This is a genomic window from Streptomyces sp. RLB3-17 (genome assembly GCF_007113425.2).
Classification (GTDB): Bacteria; Actinomycetota; Actinomycetes; order Streptomycetales; family Streptomycetaceae; genus Streptomyces; species Streptomyces mirabilis_D.
The window spans coordinates 7860599-7886735 of record NZ_CP041610.2 but is presented as its reverse complement, the minus strand read 5'-3'; the positions used below and the strand labels follow the sequence as shown (position 1 = coordinate 7886735).

The 26137-nt window shown below is 70.0% G+C and carries 18 protein-coding genes and 1 pseudogene; 5 read left to right on the top strand and 14 right to left on the bottom strand.

What is annotated here, in order from left to right:
• Nucleotides 1–66: 66 nt before the first annotated feature.
• The 3 genes from FNV62_RS35680 to FNV62_RS35670 form a co-directional block, all read right to left on the bottom strand.
• Entirely contained in the window at nucleotides 67–3825 is a 3759-nt protein-coding gene (locus tag FNV62_RS35680) for an AAA family ATPase (protein ID WP_143628247.1), read from the bottom strand.
• A 215-nt stretch (nucleotides 3826–4040) separates the two neighbouring features.
• On the bottom strand, nucleotides 4041–4244 hold the full coding sequence (locus FNV62_RS35675; RefSeq protein WP_028802434.1) for a hypothetical protein: 204 nt from the start codon (nucleotides 4242–4244) through the stop codon (nucleotides 4041–4043).
• Between the two features lie 382 nt (nucleotides 4245–4626).
• The gene (locus tag FNV62_RS35670) at nucleotides 4627–4908 is read right to left on the bottom strand and encodes an acylphosphatase (RefSeq protein ID WP_054235378.1); all 282 of its coding nucleotides are present in this window, start codon (nucleotides 4906–4908) and stop codon (nucleotides 4627–4629) included.
• A gap of 140 nt (nucleotides 4909–5048) precedes the next feature.
• Here FNV62_RS35670 and FNV62_RS35665 point away from each other — a divergent pair, with 140 nt between their 5' ends.
• On the top strand, nucleotides 5049–6044 hold the full coding sequence (locus tag FNV62_RS35665) for a CAP domain-containing protein (RefSeq protein ID WP_143628245.1): 996 nt from the start codon (nucleotides 5049–5051) through the stop codon (nucleotides 6042–6044).
• A 20-nt stretch (nucleotides 6045–6064) separates the two neighbouring features.
• Here FNV62_RS35665 and FNV62_RS55995 read toward each other — a convergent pair whose 3' ends face one another.
• A complete protein-coding gene (locus FNV62_RS55995; protein WP_375336791.1) occupies nucleotides 6065–6718 on the bottom strand; it encodes a tyrosine-type recombinase/integrase in 654 nt (217 codons plus the stop codon).
• Between the two features lie 352 nt (nucleotides 6719–7070).
• On the opposite strand from FNV62_RS55995, the gene FNV62_RS35655 reads away from it, so the two are divergent.
• On the top strand, nucleotides 7071–7610 hold the full coding sequence (locus tag FNV62_RS35655) for a DUF4262 domain-containing protein (protein WP_143603043.1): 540 nt from the start codon (nucleotides 7071–7073) through the stop codon (nucleotides 7608–7610).
• A 1472-nt stretch (nucleotides 7611–9082) separates the two neighbouring features.
• Here FNV62_RS35655 and FNV62_RS35650 read toward each other — a convergent pair.
• Together FNV62_RS35650 and FNV62_RS35640 are read right to left on the bottom strand one after the other, a co-directional pair.
• Nucleotides 9083–10576, bottom strand: coding sequence for a protein kinase domain-containing protein (locus FNV62_RS35650; protein WP_143603041.1), 1494 nt, complete (start codon nucleotides 10574–10576; stop codon nucleotides 9083–9085).
• 803 nt (nucleotides 10577–11379) lie between these two features.
• Nucleotides 11380–11988 (bottom strand): flavodoxin family protein, encoded by a 609-nt coding sequence (locus FNV62_RS35640; protein ID WP_097286393.1) that lies wholly within the window; start codon nucleotides 11986–11988, stop codon nucleotides 11380–11382.
• A 101-nt stretch (nucleotides 11989–12089) separates the two neighbouring features.
• Between FNV62_RS35640 and FNV62_RS35635 the strand changes: the two genes are divergently transcribed.
• Nucleotides 12090–12503: a winged helix-turn-helix transcriptional regulator gene (locus FNV62_RS35635; RefSeq protein WP_097286392.1), complete on the top strand. Its 414-nt coding sequence runs from the start codon at nucleotides 12090–12092 to the stop codon at nucleotides 12501–12503.
• Here FNV62_RS35635 and mutM read toward each other — a convergent pair.
• The 8 genes and pseudogenes from mutM to FNV62_RS35595 all read right to left on the bottom strand — a co-directional run bounded on the left by mutM (nucleotide 12493) and on the right by FNV62_RS35595 (nucleotide 20982).
• The gene (gene mutM, locus FNV62_RS35630; protein ID WP_075031190.1) at nucleotides 12493–13377 is read right to left on the bottom strand and encodes a bifunctional DNA-formamidopyrimidine glycosylase/DNA-(apurinic or apyrimidinic site) lyase; all 885 of its coding nucleotides are present in this window, start codon (nucleotides 13375–13377) and stop codon (nucleotides 12493–12495) included. The genes FNV62_RS35635 and mutM overlap by 11 nt on opposite strands.
• Before the next feature lie 180 nt (nucleotides 13378–13557).
• Complete coding sequence (gene rnc / locus FNV62_RS35625; protein ID WP_060895408.1) at nucleotides 13558–14415, bottom strand: ribonuclease III; 858 nt, start codon at nucleotides 14413–14415, stop codon at nucleotides 13558–13560.
• A 19-nt stretch (nucleotides 14416–14434) separates the two neighbouring features.
• Nucleotides 14435–14608, bottom strand: coding sequence for a 50S ribosomal protein L32 (gene rpmF / locus FNV62_RS35620; protein ID WP_006139588.1), 174 nt, complete (start codon nucleotides 14606–14608; stop codon nucleotides 14435–14437).
• Between the two features lie 2 nt (nucleotides 14609–14610).
• The gene (locus FNV62_RS35615; RefSeq protein ID WP_054235384.1) at nucleotides 14611–15264 is read right to left on the bottom strand and encodes a YceD family protein; all 654 of its coding nucleotides are present in this window, start codon (nucleotides 15262–15264) and stop codon (nucleotides 14611–14613) included.
• Nucleotides 15265–15436: 172 nt separating this feature from the next.
• On the bottom strand, nucleotides 15437–16510 hold the full coding sequence (locus tag FNV62_RS35610; protein WP_143603039.1) for an ATP synthase F0 subunit B: 1074 nt from the start codon (nucleotides 16508–16510) through the stop codon (nucleotides 15437–15439).
• Nucleotides 16511–16609: 99 nt separating this feature from the next.
• The gene (gene coaD, locus FNV62_RS35605; RefSeq protein ID WP_054235386.1) at nucleotides 16610–17119 is read right to left on the bottom strand and encodes a pantetheine-phosphate adenylyltransferase; all 510 of its coding nucleotides are present in this window, start codon (nucleotides 17117–17119) and stop codon (nucleotides 16610–16612) included.
• Nucleotides 17116–17706: pseudogene (gene rsmD, locus FNV62_RS35600) on the bottom strand (16S rRNA (guanine(966)-N(2))-methyltransferase RsmD); the annotation flags it as partial. The gene coaD and the pseudogene rsmD, both read right to left, overlap by 4 nt.
• Before the next feature lie 36 nt (nucleotides 17707–17742).
• Nucleotides 17743–20982, bottom strand: a complete 3240-nt coding sequence (locus FNV62_RS35595) for a helicase-related protein (protein ID WP_143628243.1) — start codon at nucleotides 20980–20982, stop codon at nucleotides 17743–17745.
• Nucleotides 20983–21148: 166 nt separating this feature from the next.
• Between FNV62_RS35595 and FNV62_RS35590 the strand changes: the two genes are divergently transcribed.
• Nucleotides 21149–22987 (top strand): HSP90 family protein, encoded by a 1839-nt coding sequence (locus tag FNV62_RS35590; protein WP_054235389.1) that lies wholly within the window; start codon nucleotides 21149–21151, stop codon nucleotides 22985–22987.
• On the top strand, nucleotides 22984–26088 hold the full coding sequence (locus tag FNV62_RS35585) for a tetratricopeptide repeat protein (RefSeq protein WP_225900479.1): 3105 nt from the start codon (nucleotides 22984–22986) through the stop codon (nucleotides 26086–26088). Before FNV62_RS35590 ends, FNV62_RS35585 begins: the two co-directional genes overlap by 4 nt.
• Nucleotides 26089–26137: the final 49 nt, after the last annotated feature.

The following is a 26137-nucleotide window of genomic DNA, read 5'->3' as shown; positions in this document are numbered from 1 at the left end:
CATCAGGTGTTCACTACTTGAACTCAGCTAGAAGCCCAGGTCATGACCGGTGTGCACTACACGCATCTAGCGCAGCCGCTGACTGATGACCTTCGACACACCGTCGCCCTGCATGGAGACGCCGTACAGCGCGTCGGCGACCTCCATCGTCCGCTTCTGGTGCGTGATCACGATCAGCTGCGAGGCCTCCTGCAGCTCCTGCATGATCCGGATCAGCCGCTGCAGGTTGGTGTCGTCGAGCGCCGCCTCCACCTCGTCCATCACATAGAACGGACTGGGCCGCGCCTTGAAGATCGACACAAGGAGCGCGACGGCGGTGAGAGACCTCTCCCCACCGGACAGCAGGGACAGCCGTTTCACCTTCTTGCCGGGGGGCCGTGCCTCGACGTCCACACCCGTGGTGAGCATGTTGTCGGGGTCGGTCAGGATCAGTCGCCCGTCCCCTCCCGGGAACAGCCTGCTGAAGACGCCCTCGAACTCACGCGCGGTGTCCCGGTACGCCTCGGTGAAGACCTGTTCGACGCGCTCGTCGACCTCCTTCACCACCTGCAACAGATCGGCCCGCGTCTTCTTGAGGTCCTCCAGCTGCTCGCTGAGGAACTTGTGACGCTCCTCCAACGCGGCGAACTCCTCCAACGCCAGCGGATTGACCTTCCCCAGCTGCGTGTAGGCCCGCTCGGCCGACTTGAGCCGTCGCTCCTGCTCGGCACGGTGGAAGGGCCGGGGCTGGTTGCGCGGGTGCTCCGGGTCCTCGGGCAGTTCCTCGCCCTCGGCGGGGAGCGAGGGCGGCACGAGCTGGCCCGGACCGTAGTCCGCGACAAGCCCAGCCGGTTCGACACCGAGCTCCTCCAGCGCCTTCGTCTCCAGCTGCTCTATCCGCAGCCGCTTCTCGGCGCCGAGTACCTCGCCGCGGTGAACCGAATCCGTGAGTTTGTCGAGCTCCGCCTTGAGATCGCGGCCTTCGTTGCGCGCGGCGACAAGATCCTGCTCACGGCGGGCCTTGGCGGTGTCGGCCGCGGTGCGCTCCTCCTCGGCCCGGCGCAGTGACACCTCGACATGCGCCAGGAGTTGCCGCGCTCCGGAGGCGACGGCCTCGGCGACCGCCGCCTCGTGCCGCAGCCGGGCCCGCCGCTGCTCCGCACGCGCGCGTGCCTCACGTTCCGCCCGCGCGGCCCGGTCGAGCCCGTCGGCCCGGCCCGCGAGCCCCTTCACCCGCTCCTCGTGCGTGCGCACCTGGAGCCGGGCCTCCATCTCGGTCTGCCGCGCGTTGGCGCCGTCCGCGGCGAGCCGGTCCCGTACAGCCGTGTCGGGCTCCTCCTCGACAGGCATCTCCTCGGCCACGGCGAGCCGCTCCGCCAGTTCCTCGGCCTCCTCCACGGCCCGGTCGAGCGCCTCCTGCGCCCGCGCCGCGGCGGCGGTGCTCCGCTCGGCCTCCCCGGCAGCGCCGCGCGCCTGCCCGGCCAGCCGCCCCAACTGCTGCGCCACGGACGACTTCTCGCGCTCGGCGGCCCGCCGCCGCTCCCCCAGCTCCTCGACGAGCGCGGCCCGCTCCCCCCGCTCCTCGGCGGCCCGGTGCTGCGCCGCGCCGAGTTCCTCGCACCGCACGGCGAGCTCCTCGAGCTCGGCAGCCGCCTCGTCTACGGACGCCTGCACCTCGAGGAGGCTGGGCGCCCCGGCGGACCCACCGTGCGCGAAGTGCGCTCCGAGCAGGTCCCCCTCCGCGGTGACCGCGGTCAACTCCGGCCGCGCGTAGACCAGGTCCTCGGCGTCCTCAAGGGTGCCGACCACGACGATCCCGCGCAGCAGCCGCCGGACGGCGGGCATGAGCTCGGCGGGACCACGGACGAGGTCGGCGGCGTACGGCGGCCCGGTGGGGGCCGTCCGCGGCGCTACGTCACCGGAGGCGGCGTTCGGAGGCAGAGCCCCGGAGGCTGCCCTTGGGGTCACGTCGTCCAGAGAGGCCACGGAGCGACCCGCGCCGCCGGATGCGTCACGCCCGTCGGGGTGACCGCCGATGGGCACCGCACCGGAAGCGCTGTCACCCGCCGCGCGGTGCTGGCCGGTGCCGTCGACGCCCTTGGCCTCGCGTGCCCCCGCGTCCTCCGGAGCCCCGGCCAGCAGCAGGGCCGCGCGGCCGGCGTCCTGCTTGCGCAGCAGGCGGATGGCTTCGGCGGCCGAGGCGGGAGTGGTGACCGCGATGGCGTCCGCCGCGGCGCCGAAGGCGGCGGCGAGCGCGACCTCGTGGCCGGGGGTGACGGACAGCAGCTCGGCCGCGGGGCCCAGGAGCCCCGTGAGGCGGTCCCTGGACCCCAGGAGCGCCCCCGTGCCGTCCTTGCGGCGCAGACCGAGGGCGAGGGCCTCGTGGCGGGCCTGGGTGGCGGCGCGCCTGCGTTCGGCCGCCGTGGCCGCCTCACGGGCGGCGCTCAGCGCGGCCTCCGCCTCGGACAGCGCCCGCTTGGCCGCCTCATGGCGCTCCGTCAGTTCCGCGTCGCCCGCGTCCAGGCCGTCGACCTCGGCCTTCAGCTGCTCGTACTCCTCCTGCGCGGCGAACGCCCGCTCCTGGGCCTCGTCCCGGGCGACGGCGAGCCGGTCGATCTCGGCCTGGGCGGAGGCGGCCCGCGAACGGGCGGCATTGACCTGGCCGTTGAGGCGGGCCAGTCCCTCACGGCGGTCGGCGATGGCGCGGGCCACGTCCTTGAGGCGGCGCTCCTCGACGGCGAGCTCGCGCTCCAGTTCGGCCCGGTGCGCGACCGTGTCCTCCAAGGCGTGCTCGGCCGCCTCCAGGGCCGCTTCGAGCTCGGCCTCCTGTTCACGGATCCGCGCCGCCTCGCGCTCCATGTCCTCGGGGTCCCGCCCGCGCCGCTCCTCGGCGGGCGCCGAAGTGGCGCTCTTCACCCGCGCGTCGGCCAGCGAGATCGTGCCGCGCACCCGCTCGGCGAGCTGCGAGAGCTCGTACCAGGTCTGCTGGGCGCGCTGGAGCCGGGGCGTGAGCTGCCGGACCTCCTCCTCCAGGAGCGCCTCCCGCTGGAGCGCCTTCTTCAGTTCGGCCTCGGCGCTTTCCTTGCGTTGCTTGAGCGCGGCCTCGTCGGCGATCTCGGACTGGAGCGCCTGCCGCAGTCGTACGAGATCGTCGGCGAGGAGGCGCAGGCGGGCGTCGCGCAGGTCGGCCTGGATGACGGCGGCGCGACGGGCGACGGCGGCCTGCCGGCCCAGTGGCTTGAGCTGGCGGCGCAGTTCGTCGGTGAGGTCCTGGACGCGGGCCAGGTTCGCCTGCATCGCGTCCAGTTTCCGCAGCGCCTTCTCCTTGCGCTTGCGGTGCTTGAGGACGCCCGCCGCCTCCTCGATGAACGCGCGGCGGCCCATCGGGTCGGCGTGCAGGACGGAGTCGAGCTGGCCCTGCCCGACGATGACGTGCATCTCGCGGCCGATGCCGGAGTCGGACAGCAGTTCCTGGATGTCGAGGAGACGGCAGGTGTCACCGTTGATCTGGTACTCGCTGCCGCCGTTGCGGAACATGATCCGCGTGATGGTGACCTCGGCGTACTCGATGGGCAGCGCGCCGTCGGAGTTGTCGATGGTCAGGGACACCTCGGCCCGGCCGAGCGGCGGCCGCCCGGTGGTGCCGGCGAAGATGACGTCCTCCATCTTGCCGCCGCGCAGCGACTTGGCCCCCTGCTCACCCATGACCCAGCTCAGGGCGTCCACGACATTGGACTTGCCCGAACCATTGGGGCCCACGACACAGGTGATGCCCGGCTCGAACCGCAGCGTGGTCGCCGAGGCGAACGACTTGAACCCGCGCAGGGTCAGGGCCTTGAGGTGCACGCCGCCGGACTCTACCTTTCGGGCCGGTCTCACTCCATGAACCCGCGGTTTCACCCATGAACGTGCAGGGCACACCAGACGTTAAAGAGGGCGGGAGGGCACACGGGGGAAAGAAGAAGGGACGCCGAAGAGGCGTCCCTTGCAATTCTGACAGCTGACAACTTAGCGGTTGACACGGGCAGCCCAACCACTGCTGTCGTAGTGCGGTGCAGTGATCAGGTGAGCGCAGGCTCCGCCTGGGGTACGTCGATGCTCTCGAGAAGCGAGTCGTGAGAAGCGGCAGCCGCGAGCGCGTCGTTCTCGGCCTGAATCCGTACGAGCTCGGATTCGAGGTCCTGTACACGCTGCTGGAGCCGTCGCATCTCGGCGATGAGTCGCGGGTCGGAACCGCCGACGTAACCGAGAAGCGCCTTTGCCATGATGGATGGTCCTCCACACTGAGTGACCGACCGAAGCGGTGTGGGTCGTGAGGGAATCGCACCCGCGATGCTTGACACTTACTAAATTTTTGCTGCGGTTCCACATGCCAAACAGCTAAGGTGCGCGGGGCTTTCAGCGTCTCACCAAAAAGTTTGACGGTCAACACGATCACGCCCCGTATTGGCGGGCAACCCGCTGTCGCGCGGCCCTTCGGACGGCTGCGCTGCGACTCCTGCGAGACCCGGGGGGCGTGGAGATCATCCTTCTCTGCGGAGCCTGCCACGCCGAGCCGTTCTTGGCAACCACCAGGTCATTTCTGCTTCTGGCAGGTGCCGGTGGCATGCCATACCGCTTCCGCCAGGGCCGTTGCGCACGTCGCCGTCACCGGATCGCGAAGCCGTCGTAGATCCCCCGGGGCGTGTCCCAGATCTCAGTGACTCCGTCCACACGCCCGGGTGTGTCGTCCCCCTGGAGCCAGTCGAGCAGACCCTGGCATCCGGCCCGGGTTCCTTCCGCGACCACCTGGACCCGTCCGTCGTCCAGATTGAGAGCAAAGCCACTCAGGCCGCCGATCTCCAGCGCCTTGGCCCGCGTGAACCAGCGGAAACCCACACCTTGGACACGTCCGCGTACCCAAACGACCAGCCGCACAACCTCGTTCATGGGTGCACGCTAACCGGACAAAGTCTCTCGCAGCACTTCCTCCCCTCCCGCCATGCGGTACCGTCCCGACCCAATGAGTCTCATATGAAACTCACTCTTTCGAGTGAGGGACGCTGACCAGGAACGAGGAAGGCCAGGAGATGGGACGCCACGGACGCTCCGCCGTCGGCCGCGCCGCCACGGGCCGCGCCGCGGGGGTTACGGAGAACCACGGACCGCTTACGGAAAGTTACGGTCCGGAGAACCTGTACGGCTACGCCGCCGTCGCCGACCTCCCGCCGACCGCCGCCGCCCGCTCGCACCGCAAGCGGAAGACCGCGACGCCGGTACGCACCGGTCTGCTCGGCGTCTCCGCGGCCGTGGCACTGGGCACCGTGGCCGTCGCGTCCGGCGTGCTGCCCGGCACCGAGAACTACTCGCTCGGTGGTGGCAGCAACAACTCCGACAGCGTGCAGGCCGTGGGGTCCCCGTCCAGCCAGGAGACCCAGCAGGGCGGTACGTCGGGCAGCGCGAGCGCGGACGGCCGCGAGGGCACCTCGACGAGCCGTGACGCCGACCGCACCGCGTCGCCCTCGGCTTCGGCACCGGCGTCGACCGCTCCCGTGACCTCGCCGGCCGCGCCGACGACGGCGCCCTCCCAGGCGCCCACCACCACCAAGCCGGGCAAGTCCGCCAACGGGAACAAGCCCGCGACTCCGCCCGGTCAGGCCTCGAAGACCAAGGCGCCCAAGACCACCGCCCCGGTCGACGTCTCCGCCGTAACGGCGGCCGAGACCGAGGTGCTCAAGCTGGTCAACGACGAGCGGGCCAAGGTCGGCTGCAGTCCGGTGGCGGCGAACAGCGCCCTGTCCGACCTCGCCCAGGCCTTCAGCGAGGACATGGCCGCGCGCGACTTCTTCGACCACACCGACCCGAGCGGGCTCAGCCCCTGGGACCGGGCGGCCAAGGCCGGGATCACCAGCCTCGGCGGCGAGAACATAGCCCGCGGCCAGGCCGACGCCGCCGCCGTCATGGAGGCCTGGATGAACAGCCCCGGCCACCGCGCCAACATTCTCAACTGCGACTTCAAGACCCTGGGCGTGGGTGTGCACCTCGGCACCGGCGGACCCTGGTGGACGCAGGACTTCGGCTACTGAGATAGCCGCAGGTCAGCGCCCTATTCACTGCCCTGGGCCGTCTCGGGGCCGTCATCCGCAGGTTCACCGTCTCTGAAGACGCGATCGACGGCGGCCCGGGTACGGGTCCCGCTCGACGGCATCAGATGCGTGTACGTACGCAGCGTGAAGCCGGGATCATGGTGTCCCAGGTACTCGCTGAGCGCCTTGATACTCTCCCCCGCATCAAGAAGGACTGAGGCGTAGAAGTGCCTCAGGGCGTGCATGCCGTTATCGCGTCCGGTCTCGACATCCACGGCTCGCAGGGCAGGCCGCCAGACGCGGTCATTGAAGCGATTGCGATCCAGCGCCAGGCCCATGGAGCCGGTGAAGAGCAGCGCTGCCGTGGCCGGCGGGCCGTCGAGGGTCTTCCACGGCAAGGTGATCTCGGTTGCCGGGAAGTTCTTCAGGTGCCCGGCCAGTGCGAAGGCGACGGATTCAGGCAGATGGACATCACGCTCCTTGCCGCCCTTCGGCGGGGCGAACACCGCCCGGTGGCGTTGGAGCAGCTTGACTTGCCGCACGACGTGCACCACCCCGCCGAGGAAGTCCACGTCTTCCACGGCCAGGCCGAATACCTCTCCCTGGCGCAGACCAAGGGCCCGCGCACGGCGCGGGCTGGCCCCCTGAGCCGAGACCTGAACGAACGCAGCCACGGCGAGAACGAGCCTCCGGCGGGGGCGCTCAGGCTCCGAGATGGCGGGGGCACCGTTCGCGAGTGCCGGCGGACAGTGGCGTGCGCGGGGGTGCTCCCATCCCGCCTGCCGTCGTCCCAGGCAGAGCCGAGCAGACGCGGCCCATGGCGTCCAGGTCGTTCGTACAGTGGCGCGCTCCACCTGGACGCCATGGACCACGCCCGCTCCACGGTGTGTGGGTCGATGGCAGACGGGTTGGGAGCTGGGAAGGGTTGTGGTTGAGGAGGTTGATCGGCTGCGGAACCGGCTTTGATCTGACAACTGGAAACGCCCACGTGATGGGCTTGATCGTTCGCGGCGTTAGCATCCCCGGATGGGTAACTCCGGGTGTCCGTGCATCCTGTGCACGAAGTCGTCAAACGAAGCCTCGTGGAATCCCCGCGACCAGTCTGTGGCCGCCAGCACAAGAGACTACGGCTGGCATGTGATGGGAGTTCACGCCGACAGCGAAGCCCCAGCAGGGTGGGCCTACTCCATAGGCATGTGGCACACGCTGCGCAGCCCGGAGGTGTGCATCTTTGGGCTGGACGTCGACGTCATGATGCCCCTGGTCAATGATGCGGGCGATGCCGTGCGCAACGGGCCTCCGCTCATGCCTGACCAGCGCCGGGACGATATCTACGACAATTACCCCGCTGTCATCCGGCCCGTTCACGAGAGCTGGTGCCACGACTTCTTCGGCGCGGGGCTGGACTTCTACCAGGTTTCACCACTGCCCATGGCGCAGCTCTTCTGGCCCGACCGGGAAGGCCGCTTTCCGTGGGAAGACGATGCAGCTGACTACTGTCGAGAGAATCAACCCCTGCTGTGGATCCCCAAGTCAGATACCGCCGGTCCTTGGGGAACGGTCTGAGGACCCGTAGCCCCCTCTGTACAGCAAAGAAGTACAGCAACCAGTACGACGGCATGGGAGACGACCCCGGCACCTGCTACCCGAGTGACCGGCCCAGCAGACCTCAGCGACCGCCCCGCCCATAGTTCCCATCGAGGGGCCCCGGGCCGTGCCACTTCCGTGCCAGAACGGACGGGGACTCACGGGGAGTCGAGATTCGCCAGGGTGTGGACCACCCCACGCTACCCAAGGTAGGGATTCCCAGGTCACGCCCGTGATCCACCAACCTCGCTCCTAAAGCGGTGCTCACTCTCTAGATCGCTCAGTACCCCGGCGTGAAGCCGGCGGACTGGTCGAGGCGGAATGCGGAGCCCGGAGCCGTCGGAGTCCAGCCCGCTCGCAGGGCGAACCGAACAGCCGCAGCAACACCGGACGGCAGTGCAGGCTCAGCCTCACGACCGATCCAGTTGCTCGGATGTGGCTGGTTGGTGGTGACCACAAGGGTCGTACCCGGGTTGTCCGCATGCTCGACCGCGAATGTGCACGGCGACCAGGCCAGGCCCTCGGAGTACGTCGGCCTGCCTCGCAGCCGCCAGCGATAGGCCCTGCCGTCGACAACGATCCGTCGTGATCCCCTGCGGACCAGCGCCATGACACCCCCTCCAACAGCGAAGATGCAAACGAGCCCAGCCCCGCCGTCCGTCTCAGTTTCCGTCTCATTCAGCGCCGTTCGCGGCCGTTCAGACAGGACCGGAGGCGGTAGCCGCCCAGATGACTGGCCGCCCATGAACGCAGGTGAACGGCCCCGAACGTTACGCACCACCCCACCACCACAGTTGGAAAGCGTGTTGGCCAGGTGATGAGGGGGGTGGGGTCTGGGGCCTGCAACATAGTCCCGAAGTGGCTCCCGGGGACCTTTATGCCCACCCCCCTTGACCGCGGACCTCGAAGGTTCTCTGACCGGTCTCACTCCGCCAGGCAAGCTAGCAGGGGGGACTGACAACGGGACGGCGGCCGGGAGTTGCGGTACAGCAGAGAAGTACAGCAACCCCAGCAACCGGCAGTACCCCGCAGCGGCCGCCATGGGCTTCCGGACAGCCTGTATGGCCTTCAATGACCGATCTCTGTAGAGCTACGGATCAGAAGGCGCCCGTGCCACACCCGTGCCAGATCCGGAGGGGAACCCCGGGGAACGGCAGTGGCCGGCGGGTGAGTGCCCCTCGATCGACCCACCTGGACAGTTCGCAGGCCAGAGCGGCACTCGCCTCACCTCGCTCCTTAAAGCGGCGGCCCGCGGGGCCCTCTCTACGCCTGTCGAAGAAACTCCAGGTCAGAGCGCTTCTTTCGACGGCGTGACCGGCTCGCCGGACTTACGTACTACAGGCAGCACTCCAACGAAGGTTCACCTATAGGTTGATGTAGATCCGGCGCTCTCCGGAAGCCTGGCGCTCACGGCATGACCCGAAAGACGGGGCCTGCGAGCCAGGACCGACTCACCGGGCGGCCGGCTCCGGGGCCGAGACGGCGGGGCTGCGGGAATCGGCGAGACGGGTCTTCAGAGTCTGGGCGCCGAGGGCGAGGCAGACCCCGAGCAGCAGGACGTAGAACACGCCGATCTTGCGCAGGTCGTCGAGGAAGTACCACACCGACGTCAGCCCCGTGAACCAGAACGCCATCAGTGCGAACCCGCCCGTGCGCTCGTCTCGGTAGCCGGCGGTCAGGCACGCCCCGGCGACGAGCCCCAGCAGCAGGGCGATGACGACGTACCGCGTCTCCCAGCCCATATTGGCGCGGGAGAACTCCGACCACACCGCCACGGCCTCCGCCACCGGAGCCCAGGCCACGGCACACGCCAGGCGGGCCGACCACAGCAGCAGTACACACCCCGCGAGGCCGCTGAGCAGCGCGACCAGAGGGAAGTGCTCAGTGGCGATCATCTCGGACCGCGACACCACCACCGCGAGGGTGCTTCCGAGGAGTGCGACCATCCCCTCCGGCGTGGGCTGGAACACCACCCGGCCCAGGGACCTGATCCCATCCGATCGCCTCGCAGCCCGGTCGTGTCGCGGAGCCTCCGCCGGCTCGGGCCGGTCCGCCTGAGCACGGGGATCCATGGCGGTCGGGGTCGGCATCGCGGGCGCCGTGGGTATCTGCGCGTACTCCGCGACTCGATCCAGTTCCGCCTTCATCTCCGCCGCGTCAGCGAACCGGTCCTCCCGGCGCTTGTGCAGCGCCCGCAGCACGACCGCGTCCACGCCTGGCGGCAGTCCCGGGCGCAGCCGCGACGGTGGTACAGGTTCCTGCGCCAGGTGCTGGTGCATCACCGAGAACGGCGACTCCCCGGTGTACGGAGGGCGGCCGGTCAGCAACTCGTACAGCAGGCAGCCCACCGCGTACAGGTCCGTCCGGTGGTCCGTGTCGCGGCCTTCGATCTGCTCCGGCGCCAGATAGGCGGGCGTACCGACTGCCACGCCCGTCCCGGTCAATCGGGTCGCCATCTCGCTGAGCGCCTTCGCGATACCGAAGTCGAGGACTTTGGCTATCCCGGCCCGGGTGAACATGACGTTCGCCGGCTTGATGTCCCGGTGCACTATGCCGTGGCCGTGGCTGTGCCGCAGGGCCTCAAGCACCTGCCCCGCCGCGTCGACCGCCTGCTCGGTCGGCAGCGGTCCGTCTCCCAGTACCTGGGCGAGGGTCCGACCCTCGACGTACTCCATGACCAGATACGGCACGGCGAAGCCGTCCACCGCGTCCTCGCCCACGTCGTACACGGTCGCTACGCCGGGATGGTTGAGCGCGGCGGCCGCGTGTGCCTCGCGCTGGAACCGGGCGAGGAACTGCGGCTGCCGCACCAGCTCGGCGGAGAGCGTCTTGACCGCGACGGTACGGCGCAGGCGGTGGTCAACGGCCCGGTGCACCGTGCCCATCCCACCCTGGCCAAGCTGCTCCACCAGCTCGTACCGCTGCCCCAGCGTCCTGTGCTCCACCGCGTTCCCCCAACGGGCCGTCCACGTCCTCTGCGTGTCGACGCCGGCAGTCCGCGGTTCGCAGATCGCGTTCGACACATGGAAGGAGACGCTGAACGCCGGGTACCGTTCCCATCGGATGACGTGATCAGAGCCTCATACGCAGGCGACCACGAGGCACAGGCCTCTTACAGCGCATCTTTCGATGGTGTGATCGGCGTGCCAGACTTACGGCATGGGGGCAAAACAGACCACGGGAAGTTGATCCACTCACCGTTTGGACAGCACCCCGCCCGCCTCGGACGACCGACTGACCTGCCGAGCAGATCCCAGACCGTCCAGCCCGTAGTTCGCATCGAGGGGCACGCACCACAGCACCCCCGCTCGGGCCGTCTCTGGGCCGTACGGGGGTGCTCGACAACAACCAACGCTGACAACCGTCGACAGCTAAGTCGCAGGTCGCGGCGTTGGTCGATTACATGACCGCAGGTCACAGACCCGGCTCGTCACTTCTTCGGCTACTAGCCGACGGCCCACCTCTCACGACACGACGAAGCCGCGCCCCTCGCTGAACGATGGGGGCGCGGCTTTGTCGTGCGGGCGTGTGGGCCTGTGCCGACGTGCGGGGGTACCGGCGGCTTCGTCGTGTGTGCACAGGAACGTGGTGCGGGGGCGTAAAGGCTTGCGTAAACGCTTACGCAAGCCTTTGCGCGAACGTCGACACGGGCTCACTCAAGCCCTTGCGCGACCGTTTGCACCGCGCCGCGCGCAAGCGTTTACGCAAACGATTACGCGAGCGCTTGCGCAAACGATTGCGTAAGCGTTTACGCCGCCGCCCCGGCCACCGCCGCGCGTCCCAGCGCGACCACCCGCGCCGCCTCCGCGACCCGGCGCCCGAGGTGCTCCGCCGTGGCGATGTCGGCCTTGTGAACCGTCTCCGGACCCTCGTCGACATTGGTCTGGGCGGCGGCGCCGGCGAAGACGCCGAGGCGGTTGAGGTCGTGCTCGGAGGCCGAGGAACTGTTCCAGCCCGGGTGCAGACCGAGGTTGACCCAGTTCATGCCGTGCTGGGCGGCCAGGATCTGGAAGAACTGCAGGGTGTGCAGCTTGTCGCCGCTCTTGGAGCCGGAGTTGGTGAATCCGGCGGCGAGCTTGTCGCGCCAGTCCTGTCCGAACCAGCGCTTCGAGGACGCCTCGGCGAAGACGTGGAAGGCGCCGGAAGCGGTGCCCATGTAGGTGGGCGAGCCGAACACGATCGCGTCCGAGGCGTCGAGCAGTTCCCACTGAGCGTCGGTGATCTCGTCGACGTTGATCAGGTGCGCCTGCGCACCGGCCTCGACGGCGCCGGAGCGAACGGCCTCGGCGAGGACGGCGGTGTGGCCGTAGCCGGAGTGGTAGGCGATGGAAACGACAGGGGTATTCGGGGTGCTCACGGTGGGGACTCCTCCAGGTGGTGACAACGAACCAAAGGAAAGCACTAACTTCTAGATAGTGCAACCCGCTGGTTAGCGCTGTGTCGGAGTATGGTGAGCGCATGGAACCCAGCGTGCAGACCGCCGAGCGCGGTGAGTGTCAGGATCTGCCGTACAACGTGTTCGCACGCAGCTGCCCGTCCCGGGGCACGCTGGAGCACGTCACCGGACGCTGGGGATCACTCACGCTCGGAGCGCTGCACGAGGGCACGTTCCGCTTCAACGAGCTGCGGCGCAGGGTCGACGGCGTCAGCGAGAAGATGCTCTCCCAGACACTGCACGCGCTGGAGCGCGACGGCCTGGTGCACCGCGAGGCACAGCCCACGAACCCCCCGCGCGTCGACTACACCCTCACCCCGCTCGGTCGCGAGGTCTCCACGCGCCTGCTGACCCTCATCCACTTCGTCGAGGGCCGCATGGACGATGTCCTGGAGGCCCGCGAGCGCTACGACGAGACCCGCGCGGCTACGGAGTGACGCGCGGCGGACGCTGGCAGCGCGGGCAGAAGTAGCTGGACCGGTTCATCCAGGCACGCCGTCGCATCGGCGTCCCGCACCGGCGGCAGGGCTCGCCCTCGCGGCCGTACGCGTCGAGCGAGCGGTCGAAGTAGCCGGACTCGCCGTTGACGTTGACGTACAGGCTGTCGAAGCTGGTGCCGCCGACGGCGAGGGCCTCGTTCATGACGTCGCGGATGTGTCCGAGGAGTTCGGCGGTGCGCGGCCGGGTGAAGCCGGCCACGGGGCGTTCGTAGTGCAGTTTGGCGCGCCAGAGCGCCTCGTCCGCGTAGATGTTGCCGACCCCGCTGATCAGCGACTGGTCGAGCAGGGCGCGCTTGATCGTCGTACGCCGGGCGCGCAGGGCCGTGTGGAAGGCCGCGTCGTCGAAGAGGGGGTCCAGCGGGTCGCGGGCGATGTGCGCGATGACGTCCGGCAGACCGTCCGGGGTGTTCTCGTGGAGGGAGAGCCCGCCGAAGGTGCGCTGGTCGACGAAGCGCAGCTCGGTGCCCTCCGCCCCGGCGGGGGCGGGCGTCCGGGTGTCGTCGAAGCGGATGCGGATGCGCAGGTGCTTCTCGTCCGGGGCGTCCTGTGGCTGCACCAGGAGCTGGCCGCTCATGCCGAGGTGCGCGAGGACGGAGAACGGGGAGTCGTCGAGGGGCAGCCAGAGGTACTTGCCGCGGCGCATGGCCGGTCCTACGCGGTGGCCCGCGAGCGCCTTCGCGAACCCCTCGGGTCCGGCGAGATGCCGCCGTACGGCGCGCGGGTGCCGTACCTCGACCGAGGTCACGGTCCGCCCGCTGACCCACCGCGCCAGGCCGCGCCGCACGACTTCGACCTCGGGCAACTCGGGCACGGGACTCCTCCGGAGGGGCGGGCGCGGGAACGACGCCCGAAGGTTACCTCGTGCTCGTGTCACCCGGACGGGGGCCCAGGACGCACGGACACCACACGCGTCAGGCCCCTGTCGCGGCGCGGACGCTGCGACAGGGGCCTGATGCTTACGAAGGTGCTGTTCGAAGGTGCTACGAAGGAATCAGGCCGTGGCCGAGTCGCTCGTCGGAGCCGAGGGGGCGTCGGTGGTCCCCTCGGCGGCCTGGGCTGCCTGCTCGGCGGCCTGAGCCGCTTCCTCGGCGGCCTGGGCCGACTTCGCGCGTTCGTCCGCGGCGGCGCGGATGGCACGCCACGCGGACTCCGCGGCCTGCTGCTCCGCTTCCTTCTTGCTGCGGCCGGTGCCGGTGCCGTACGAGACGCCTCCGACGCGGGCGGCAGCAGTAAAGGTCTTCTCGTGATCCGGGCCGGTCTCCGAGACCAGGTACTCGGGAACGCCGAGCCCCTCGGTCGCGGTGAGTTCCTGGAGACTGGTCTTCCAGTCCAGGCCCGCTCCCAGATTCGAGGACTTCTCGATCAGTGGGTCGAAGAGCCGGTGGACGAGTTCGCCCGCCGCGTCCAGACCCTGGTCGAGATAGACCGCGCCGATCACCGCTTCAAGGGTGTCGGCGAGGATGGATGCCTTGTCCCGGCCTCCCGTGCCTTCCTCGCCCCGGCCGAGCCGGATGAAGAGGCCGAGTTCGAGGCCGCGCCCCACTTCCGCCAGCGCACGCGAGTTGACCACCGCGGCCCGCAACTTGGCCAGCTGGCCTTCGGGCAGGTCGGGGTGGGTGCGGTACAGCGTGTCCGTGACCACGAGGCCGAGCACGGAGTCCCCGAGGAACTCCAGGCGCTCGTTGGTCGGCAGACCGCCGTTCTCGTACGCGTAGGAACGGTGGGTCAGCGCACGCACCAGAAGGGCGGACTCGAGCTTGTACCCGAGCCGCCCTTCCAGAAGCGTGTGGGACGAGGCTGTGTTGTCCGCCTTTTTCTTGGCGTTTGGGTCCGCCTTGGCGTCAGACATCAGACCTCTCACCAGCCGCTCAGACCTCGAGGACCTGGCGCTTGTTGTAGGTGCCACAAGCAGGGCACGCGATGTGCTGCAGCTTGGGCTCGTGGCAGCGCTCGCACGCAACCAGGGTGGGGACCGCAGCCTTCCACTGCGACCGGCGGTGGCGCGTGTTGCTGCGCGACATCTTCCGCTTCGGAACAGCCACGGCTACTTCTCCTGCTTCTCGTCGGCGTGCGCTGATGGAAGCGCGCCGCCGCTCATCTCGTCCTTCTCGCCATCTTCAAGTGAACCGGCGAGTCCCTGCAGTGCCGCCCAACGGATGTCGACGGCGTCGTGGTGGTGGTCCGGGTCGTCCGCGAGCCGGGCTCCGCATTCGGAGCACAGGCCGGGGCAGTCGTCCTGGCACACCGGCTGCATCGGCAGTGCGAGCACCACCGCATCCCGCAGCACGGGTTCGAGGTCGAACAGGCCGTCCTCGATGAAGAGCCTGTCCTCGTCTTCCTCGGCGTCGTCGGCCGGCTCCGCTTTCACACGGCCCCGGTCGTCGGCGTCAGGGTACGAGAACATCTCCTGGAATTCCGCTTCGAGCTGCTGCTCGAGCGGCTCCAGACACCTTACGCACTCCCCCTTGACCCGTGCACGGGCGGTGCCTGTGACGAGCACCCCTTCCATGACCGACTCAAGGCGGAGTTCGAGCTCCACCGGGGCGCCTTCCGGCACTCCGATGACTCCTTGGATCCCGAGATCCTTGGGGGCGTCGATCGTGCGGGTCAAGCGCTGCAGTGCACCAGGACGCCGCCCCAGCTCGTGTGTGTCGAACACAAGAGGGTTGCGGTGGTCGAGGTGGGTGTTCAGAGCCATTCCTGCTTTCGATCTTCGAAGCTCAAGGGGATGCCACCCCTGGAGTTCCGTGGGCAGCGTTAATCGCGGACGTACACGCGACCGAAGAGCCAGGATACTGGACCTTTCGCTCTCGGCCCAATCCGGTGCCCAGCCGATGCCCGGACAACGTCCGTCCGGCGTTCGTACGGGGTCAGCGACCCTGTTCGTACGCCCGCAGCTGCTCGGCGCTGATCATGGTGGTGTCGAAGAGGCTGGTCTCGTCCAAGGCGTTCGCCATCGGGTTCAGGGCCCCCGGCTGCTGCTGCGGATAGGCCTGCTGCCCGCTCTGGTCGTACGCCGCCTGCTGGTCGTAGCCCTGCTGCTGCGGGTAGGCGGCGTACGGGTCCGCCTGCTGGTAGCCGTACGCGTCCTGCTGGGCGTACTGCTGCTGGTAGCCGTAGGGGTCGGGCTGCTGCTGGTACGCGTAGGCGTCCTGCTGCTGTCCGTAGTTCGGCTGGGCCGGCACCTCGGGGGTCTGCGCGGGCCGCTCGGGTGTCTCCGAGAGCTCGGCGAGGCCGGCCAGGTAGTCGGAGTCGCTGGTGTGGTGGCCGGGCGTCCCGTCCTCCGCGAAGGTGCCCAGCTCGCCCAGGTCGTCGCTGGCGATACGGCCGTGCAGCTTCTGGCGCCCCTTGCCGACGGCCTCCAGGGTCTTGGCGAGGACCGCCTCGAAGGCGCCGAGCTTGACGTCCACGTACGCGTCGGCGTCCCGGCGCAGGGTCTCCGGGTCGTGGCTGCGCTCGGGGGCGTCCTCGTCCTCGTAGCCCTGCTCGTCGGTGCCGGGGCCGGTGCCGAGGAGCTTCTCGCGGCCACGGCCGACGGAGCCGAGGGTCTTGGTGAGGACGACCTCGAAGTTGGCGAGCTTGGAGTCGACGTAGTCGTCGGCCTCCGCACGGATCTCCTCGGCCTCCTGGCGGGCCTCGGCGAGGATGCGGTCCGCCTCGTTCTGGGAGCGACGGGCGACCTCGGTGTCGGAGATCAGCGAGCCGCGCTGGGCGTGCGCCGACTCGATGATCCGCTCGGCCTCCTGGCGGGCCTGCTCGACCATCTGCTCGCGGCCACCGATCAGCTCCTCGGCCTGCGCGAGGGAGCCGGGCAACGCCTGGCGCACCTCTTCGAGCATCGAGAGCAGCTCGGCGCGGTTGACCACGCACGAGGCCGACATGGGCATCGAACGGGCGCTGCCGACCGCCGCGACGATCTCATCGAGCTTCTTCTGCACGTCCACCGTGTGCTCGCCACTCTCTACAGCTGTGATGGAGACGGACGGGTCGACTGTACGACCACTCCCACCCCGCCCGACACCTGGTGACGCACTGTCAGGCCGTCAGCTCTTTCCGAGCCGTCCCTTGAGTGCCTCCAGGACGACCTCCGGCACCAGGTGGGAGATGTCGCCGCCCCACTGGGCGACCTCCTTCACGAGCGAGGAGGACAGGAAGCTGTAGGTGGGGCTGGTCGGGATGAACAGCGTCTCGACGCCCGAGAGGCCGTTGTTCATCTGGGCCATCTGCAGTTCGTAGTCGAAGTCGCTGACCGCCCGCAGACCCTTCACGATGGCGGGGATGTCGCGCTGCTTGCAGAAGTCGACGAGGAGGCCGTGGTAGGCCTCGACCTGGATGTTTCCGTACTCGGCGGTGACCTCGCGGATCAGCTCGATCCGCTCGTCGACGGTGAACAGGCCCTGCTTCGACTGATTGATCATCACCACGACGTGCACGACGTCGTAGAGCCTGGAAGCGCGGGCGATGATGTCGAGGTGTCCATTGGTGATGGGGTCGAATGACCCCGGACAGACGGCGCGGCGCAACTGTGGTCCCTCGCTCTCCGGTCCGGTCATCGTGCGTCTTCGCACGTAGAGGCGGCGCGACCGTACCAAAACGTCCCCTCGCCGTAACGACGGGCCCGGATCGCGTCGAAACCGTCCGGCCAGCTGAATTCGCCGCCCCTGGTGCTGCGCTCCACGGTGACGAGCGCTTCGGCCGCGAGCCAGCCCTGCGTCCGGAGTGTGAGCAGAATCTCGCGAAGATCGTCGTCGGACACGGCGTACGGGGGGTCGAGGAAGACCAGGTCGTACGGATCCGTCGGCGCCGATCCCTGGACGATCTGCTCCGCTTGGCCCGATCTGACCTCGGCGCCGGGCAGGCCCAGCGTTTTCACGTTCTCGCGGATGATCCGGGCCGCGCGGGCGTCGGCCTCGACGAGGAGGGCGTGCCCGGCGCCGCGGCTGAGCGCCTCCAGGCCGACGGCGCCCGAGCCCGCGTACAGGTCGAGGACCCGCTCGCCCTCCAGCGGGCCGCCGAGCAGGGACTGCCAGGTGGAGAAGAGGCCCTCGCGCGCCCGGTCGGAGGTGGGGCGGGTGCCGGTGCCCGGCGGGACGGCCAGACGGCGTCCGCCGGCCCGGCCGGCGATCACGCGGGTCATGAGGGTCCTTTGCGCTGGAGGTGTGTCGGGGCCAGTCTCTCAGCCCTTGTCCAGGTACTGCTCGCGCTCCTCGTCGAGAAGGGCCTCCAGGGCCGTGCGCAGGCCGGGGAGGGCGGTGAGCTCGGGGTCGGCGGCGACGACCCCGGCGGCCTCCTCGCGGGCCTCGGCGATGATCTCCTCGTCCTCGATGACGGCGAGCATGCGCAGCGAGGAGCGGACACCGGACTGGGCCTGGCCGAGCACGTCGCCCTCACGGCGCTGTTCGAGGTCGATGCGGGAGAGCTCGAAACCGTCGAGCGTGGACGCCACCGCGGTCAGCCGCTGGCGGGCCGGGCTCGCCTCCGGCATCTCGGTGACCAGGAGGCAGAGTCCGGCGGCGGAGCCACGACCGACACGGCCCCGCAGCTGGTGGAGCTGGGACACGCCGAACCGGTCGGCATCCATGATCACCATGGCCGTGGCGTTCGGCACGTTCACCCCGACCTCGATCACCGTCGTGGCGACCAGGACGTCCGTCTCGCCCGCGGCGAAGCGGCGCATCACGGCGTCCTTGTCGTCGGGCTGCATACGGCCGTGCAGGACCTCGACCTTGAGTCCTTGGAGAGGTCCCCCGGCGAGCTGCTCGGCGATGTCGAGGACGGCGAGGGGCGGGCGCTTCTCGGCCTCGTCCTCGGGGGACTTCTTCTTGGCCTTCTTCGGGTCGGCGGGTTCGTCGATGTCGTCGCCGATGCGGGGGCAGACCACGTACGCCTGATGGCCGTTCTCCACTTCTTCGCGCACGCGCTCCCACGCGCGCGTGAGGAAGTGCGGCTTGTCGGCGGCGGGGACGACGTGGCTGGCGATCGGCAAACGCCCGGCGGGAAGCTGGTCGAGGACCGAGGTCTCCAGGTCGCCGAAGACGGTCATCGCGACCGTGCGCGGAATGGGCGTGGCGGTCATCACCAGGAGGTGCGGCGGCTGCTTGCCCTTGCCGCGCAGGGCGTCCCGCTGCTCGACACCGAAGCGGTGCTGCTCGTCCACCACGACCAGTCCCAGGTCGTGGAACTGCACCTTGTCCTCGATCAGCGCGTGGGTGCCGATCACGATCCCGGCCTCACCGGTGACGAGGTCGAGCAGCGCCTGCCGCCGCCCCGCCGCCCCCATGGAACCGGTGAGCAGCACGACCTTGGTGGAGTGCTCGGACCCGCCGAGCATGCCGCCCTCGGCCAGCTCGCCCATCATCTCGGTGATCGACCGGTGGTGCTGCTGGGCGAGCACCTCGGTCGGCGCGAGCATCGCGGCCTGCCCGCCCGCGTCGACGACGGCGAGCATGGCGCGCAGGGCGACCATGGTGTTGTGAGTGACGGTGAAGTTGTCGGTGACGTAGGCGTGGCTCGGGTGAGCGACGCTGATGCACTGGACCTGCTTGCGCCCCACGTACTCGACTGCGCGAATCCCGCGTCGGAAAGTGGTGTATTTCGGCCGGGGGCGCATCCGGTCCGCCTTCCGGGCGAGCCGAAATGGGCCGTACTCCTCGGGCAAGGCGATCGATACGTTGAAGGCGGCCTGCTTCGGCAGGACCCGCGCACGTCCCCCGAGCGACCGGACGAGCCAGGCCACGTCATCGGCCAGCCGCCTGGAGACCGAGCGGAACGAGACGCTCATGCCCTCGGCGTCCACAGTCCCGTGCGTGTCCATCAGCCCCTGCAGTACGGCGAGACGGTCCTTGATCGAGGTGTTCTTGAAGACGGGAGGAAGGAATTTGTCGTGCGAACCCGCCCCCCAGAGCCCGAGCGCACGCAGCGCACTGATCACCGGATTCCTTCGTGTGCCCCCCTTTGGCCCCGAAAGCCTGAGGGTGTAATCACAGCGCGAGCCGGGCACCGCCACCAGTTCGCAGTCCGGAGGCGAGGCGAAGCGGACAGCCGCCAGAATCTCCTCGTCGTTTGTCGACATACGGAGGTTGTGCCTGAAGGATCCATCCCCCAGAAGCAGCCCGAAGAGATAGGGATCCAGAGGCGGCGTCGTTCCCTCGCCGAGATCCACTGGCGTGACCGCCGGGAGGTACCACTTCGACGAGCCGTTCGCCTCGTGGATGTCCGCTCTGATCTCCCGGGCAGTGAGCACCTTCGGCTCCTGACCTCGGTCCCAGGCGCTACTGGTGCCGACGATCCACAGATGCTCGTCATCGCACTCCACCGTGGAGTCGTCGGACAGGACGAGCTGCCAGACATCGCGTTCGCCCTGCGGAAAGACTCCGTCGACCAGGGCGATGTCACCCACGGGAGTGACAACAGCGTCCCCGACTGAGACATCCCCCATTCTCTTGAAGCCCGCAGGCGTCAGGACCAGGGAGTCAAGCGGCTGAGCCTTTCCCGAACCGACCTCTCCCTGGAGCAGCCGGTGCATCGGGTGCTCGGTGGCGAGGTCGTCGAAGATCTCCTTGGAGACCTTCTGCTGGCCCTCGGTGAGGGTGAAGGGCAGCTTGGCGTCGAAGGCGGTCAGCAGCCCGTCCGGCTTGGGGAGACGGGCCACGGCGGGGAGTTGGGCGTCGGCGTGGCGGCGGCGGGCCAGGGCGACCTGGAGGACGAAGGCCTCGTCCCACTTGAGACGGGCGCGGGCGTCGTGGATGTCCGCCTTGGTGTGCGGGCGGTGGATCTTCAGAAGGGCCTCGGGGAGGGAGACCAGGCCGCGGCCGTCCCGGAGGGAGTCCGGCAGCGGGTCGACGGCCTCCTGGGCGCTGAGCAGCACCGTCTGCACGGACTTGGCGATCTTCCAGGACTCCAGCTTGGCGGTGGCCGGGTAGATCGGGATGAGCGCGCCCGCCCAGGAGTCGACGGTCTCGGCGGCGTCGTCGCTGTCGGCGCGCAGCGGCTCGTACGCCGGATGGGCCAGCTGGAGGCGGTGATTGAAGACGGAGACCTTGCCCGAGAACATCGCGCGGGTGCCGGGCAGCAGGTCCTTGTGGGGTTTGTGCACACCGTTGCCGAAGAAGACCAGCTGGAGGCGGCCGCTGCCGTCGGTGATGGTCACTTCGAGGCGCTGGCCCTTGCCGCGGGGCGCCTTGGCGGAGGCGAAGGTGAGCAGGCGCGCGTCGGCGACCTGGGCGACCACCGTGACGTGCTCGTCCATGGGCAGGTCGGCGAGGTGGGTGAGCTGCCCGCGCTCCTCGTATCTGCGCGGGTAGTGGTGCAGCAGGTCACCGACGGTGTGCAGGCCGAGGTGCTCGGCCATCACCTTCGCGGTGGGGGGACCGAGCACCTTCTTCAGTGGTTCATCGAGCGCGGGCACGAGATCCATTGCACACCACACCACTGACATTGCCGTATACGTCCCGGAAATCCGCTGGTCAGACGGCTCGTTCCGGGCCTAGGATGACGCGCTCCGGCCCTCTTCGCGGTCACCGTCCCCCGGGACCGCCCGACCCCGCGCCGTCGCACGTCCCCCCACCCTCGGCGCAGCGACGATGGACTCCCAGACCTCACAGCCATCACAGGCATCCCAGTCACCTCACACCTTCCAGGTCGACCTGCGTGGTCTGGTGGACCTGCTCTCCCATCACCTCTACTCCAGCCCCAAGGTCTACCTGCGCGAACTGCTGCAGAACGCCGTGGACGCGATCACCGCCCGGCGGGCTGAGCAGCCGGACGCCCCGGCCGCCGTGCGCCTGTACGCCGAGGGCGGCACCCTGCGTGTGGAGGACTCCGGCATCGGGCTCACGGAGTCCGACGTGCACAGCCTCCTCGCCACGATCGGCCGCAGTTCCAAGCGGGAGGACGGCCTGCAGGCGGCGCGCTCCGACTTCCTGGGACAGTTCGGCATCGGGTTGCTGGCGTGTTTCGTGGTCGCCGAACGCATCCGCGTCGTCAGCCGCAGCGCGCGTACGCCCGACGCGGCGCCCGTGGAGTGGACGGCGACCGACGACGGCTCGTACACCGTGCGCACGCTGCCGCACGAGGCCCGTACCGAACCGGGTACCACCGTGCACCTGGTGGCGCGCGCCGGAGCCGGCGAATGGCTCACCGAGGAGCGGGTCCGCTCCCTGGCCCGGGACTTCGGCTCACTGCTGCCGTACGACGTACGCGTCGGCGACGAGGCGATCGCGGAGCTTCCCGCACCCTGGGACCGCGCCCATCCGAGCCCCGCCACCCGCAGGGTGGCCCTGGCCCGTCACTGCCACGACCTGTTCGGCTTCACCCCGCTGGACACGATCGACCTGAACGTGCCGCTCGCCGGAGTCCGCGGCGTGGCGTACGTCCTGCCGTCCGCGGTCAGCCCGGCCCAGCGCGCGAGCCACCGGGTGCACCTGAAGGGCATGCTGCTCACCGAGCGGGCCGAACAGCTGTTGCCCGACTGGGCGTTCTTCGTGCGCTGCGTCCTGGACACGGACAGCCTGCGGCCCACCGCCTCGCGCGAGTCTCTGTACGAGGACGAGACCCTGGCGGCCGTACGCGAGGCCCTGGGCGAGCGCATCCGGTCGTGGCTGACGGGGCTCGCGGCGGGCGACCCGGAGCGTCTGGCGGCCTTCCTGTCGGTGCACCACCTGGGCGTGAAGTCCCTGGCGCGGCACGACAACGAGATGCTGCGCACGATGCTGCCGTGGCTGCCCTTCGAGACGACCGACGGACGGTTGTCCCTGGAGGAGTTCGCGCTGCGTCACCCGGTGGTGCACTTCACGCGGACCGTGGAGGAGTACCGGCAGGTCGCGCCCATCGCCTCCGCGCAGGGCATCGGGGTGATCAACGGCGGCTACACGTACGACAGCGAACTGGTGGAGGCGCTGCCGTCGGTGCGTCCGGGGACGGTCGTCTCCGAGCTGGACGCCGACACCGTGACGGCGCACCTGGACGCCGTCGACCCGGCCGAGGAACTGGCCCTCTCGGGCTTCCTGATGGCCGCCCGGGCCAAGCTCGACCCCCTGGGCTGCGACGTGGTGCTGCGCGCCTTCCACCCGCTCTCCGTGCCCGCTCTGCACCTGGACGACCGGGCGGCCCGCCACGAGCAGGCCCGCGCGGAGGCCGAGGATCAGGCCGACGACCTGTGGGCGGGCATTCTCGGCTCGCTGCGCGGCAGCGCGCCCCGTGCCCGCCTGGTCCTCAACCACCTCAACCCGCTGATCCGAAGGATCAGTTCACTGCGCGACCCGGAGCTGATAGGCACCGCCACGGAGTCCCTCTACGGACAGGCCCTCCTCATGGCGCAGCGCCCGCTGCGGCCCGCCGACTCCGCGCTCCTCAACCGCGCGTTCATCGGCCTCCTGGAGTGGGCCACCCACACCGAGCCCGGGAAGGACGACCTCCGATGAGCCAGGCCATGGGCATGGACTTCGACACCCTGCGCCAGGCGATGGCGGACAACCAGGAGCAGCCGGAGGGTCCGGCACGCAACGCGCGCGCGGAGCAACTGCTCGTCGAGGCCGAGAAGCTGAACATCCCGCTCGCCGTGATCGAGGCGCTCGGACACCAGCTGAAGGTCTACAACTACAGCTCCGAGAAGGACAAGATGTTCGTCCCCTTCGCGCGTCTGCTGCGCATGTGGGACGAGCACCCCGAGGACTTCGACGAGTACGAGACCCACTCCCTGCACTGGGTCTTCAAGTGGATGTCGGCCGGCATGCTCGACCAGCCGCACATCCCGCTCGCCTCCATAGAGAAGTGGCTCGGCGAGATGGAGCACCGCTACCGGCTGGCCGGGCACTCCGAACGGGCCGTGCGCGGAGCCGAGTTCAGCGTCGCCGCGCACCTGGGCGACCTGGGGCGCGCCGAGCGGGCGTACACCGCCTGGCTGGCCGCCGACCGGGACACCATGGCCGACTGCCACGCGTGCGAACTCCACAGCCAGGGGTGGTGGCGGGCGGAGCGCGACGCCGACGAGGAGGCGCTGGAACTGTGGCGCCCGGTTCTGGAGGGCGAGTACACGTGCGCCCACGAGCCGCACACCGTCCTGGCGTCCTCCCTGGTCCCCCTGCTGCGTCTGGGCCGCCTGGACGAGGCCCGTGCCCATCACCTGCGGGGCTTCCGGCTGGTGCGCCCCATGGAGAGCATGCGCGGCGCGTACGCGGACCACGTGGAGTTCTGCGCGCTCTCCGGCAACGAGGCGCGCGCGCTGGAGCTGCTCGCGGAGCGGCCCGCCTACTTCACCGACTCCGGGGACCCGCGCAGCAAGCTCGACTTCATGGCCGTGACGGCCCTCCTCATGGACCGCCTGACCGGGCTCGGTCTCGGCGATCAGCCGGTGCCGGGACCGGCGGGCCGGGACTGGACCGCGAGCGGGCTCGCTGTCCACGCGCGCGAGGAGGCTCTTTCCCTGGCGGCGCTCTTCGACGCGCGCAACGGCACGTCGTACGTCAGTGAGCGGGCTCGTGGGCGGATGGATCAGCGGCCGTTGGTCGAGCGCTTGCCGCTGGGGGTGCGGTCCCGGTCCGCGCGACACTTGTCGCCTTCGGGTTCCGCTGCGGGTTCGGGTTCCGCGGCGGCTTCGGCTTCGGCTTCGGCTTCGGCCCGATCGTCGGCCGCCTTCGTGGAGTCGGATGCCGGCTCGGACCCGTCCTCGCTCCCGGCGCTGCTGGCCGAGGCGCGGCGGCTGTCCGCGACCCGGAGCCCGGACGCCGTCGAGGCGTGGGCGGCGGTCTCACGGGCCGCCGAGGGCCAGGAACTGGACGTCCGCGACCGCGCGGAGATCGCCGACCACGCGGCGATGGAACGCGGTCCCGAGGGCATCGAGCTCTTCCATGAGGCGGCCGCGCTCTACGCCGAGGCGGGCGACCCCGGCGAGGCGCTCGCGGCCCGCGCCCGTGCCGCGTACGTCCTCGCCCTGACCGGCGGGCCCGAGGATGCGCTCGCGACCGTCTCGGAGCTGTACGAGGGGGTGCTCGCCCTCCTCACGGACGGCGGGACGGGGGTGTCCCAGGCGGCGTCCGTGCTGGTGGGGCGGGCGCGGATATTGATGCTGTTGGTGCAGGAGGACGCGGACGAGGGCGAGTCGGGGGCGACGGCTTCCGAGGGGACGGCTTCCGGGACGGCCGGTTCCGGGACCGCCGATTCCGGGACCGCCGCGGACGAGGTCGTGGGCGCCGCCGAGGCCGCCGTGCGGGAGCTGCTGGCGCTGGCCGAGCCGCACCTCTCGGACGTGCGGATGGCCTCGCGGGCCGCGGAGGCGCGGGCGATGCTCGGGGAGCTCGCGGCGCGCGCCGGGGACGCCGAGGCCGCCGCGGAGCTGCTCGGACAGGCCGCGGCGGCGTTCGTGGCGGCGGGGTTGCCGTGGTTCGCCGTCGAGTACGAGTCCCGGCTCGCCGGGATCGCCCGGCACCTGGGCGACGCGGCGGAGGCCGAGCGGGCCGCACGCGCGGCGCTGGAGCACGGAGGGCCTCGCCTGGAGCCGATGGGCCACGCGCAGCTGCACCTGCAGCTCGCCGAGGTCCTGGGCGCCGCAGGGCAGTTCGGGCCCGCCTCCGAACACGCCCTGGAGGCCGCGCACTGGGCCGACGAGGCGGGCGAGGGGCCCACACTCGGCGCCTGGGCCCGGCACCAGCTCGGCGGGTTCCTGCTCCGTCAGGGGCGGTGGGCCGAGGCCGCGGAGATCCTGGAGTCGGCGCTGCCCGACCTGACCACAGACATGCACGGCGACGGTGCGATCGTGCAGACGCGGTGGTGGCTCGGCGACTGTCTCACCGAGCTCGGCGAACACCGTGCGGCGGCCGAGCACTGGTTGCGGGCCGCGGACGTCGCCCGGCACTGGCCCGAGCAGCGTGACCACGCGATGCTCGCCCATCTCGCCGCCGAGGCACTCGGCCACGCCGAACTGCCCGCGCAGGCCGAGCAGGCGTACGCGCGCGCCGGTGACCTGTGGCGTGACCTCGGCAACGTCCACGGTCTGATCCGGTCGCTGCGGGCCCGGGCGTGGGTCGCGTTGCATACGGACTCGGGGCTGGACGGGGCGCGGGAGTCGATGGCGGCGGCGGTGCGGGAGTGCGAGGAGGGGCTTCGGGCGGTGTCGTCCTCCGTTGGGGCCGAGGCTGTGGAGGCCTCGGCTGCCGTGGCGGGCTCCGATGCCCCGGGGGGCTCCGACGCCGCGGAGCGCCGTCATCGCCTTGTCGCCGAACTCGGTCACACCCATCGGCAGTTCGGTGACCTGGTCGCCCGTGCCGTTCCGGACGACGCACAGGAGGCTCTGGCCCACTACACGCGGGCCATCTCCGTCTTCGCGTCCCTCGGAGACGACGCCCTCGACGCGCGCACCGGGGCCGAGCTCGCGGCGGGGTGGCTGGAGGCCGATCTGCTCCGGCCCGCGGCTGCGGCCGCACGCGCGCGTGCGGTGCTTTCCGCGTACGCGGGTGTGGACGGGGAGGCCGCGCGGGCGCGTCGGGCCGAGGCGGAGAACATGCTGGGCATGACGGAGAAGGCGTGATGGAGAAGCAGCGGGACCAGTGACGGGGCGGGGCGAGTCGGGGGTTGCG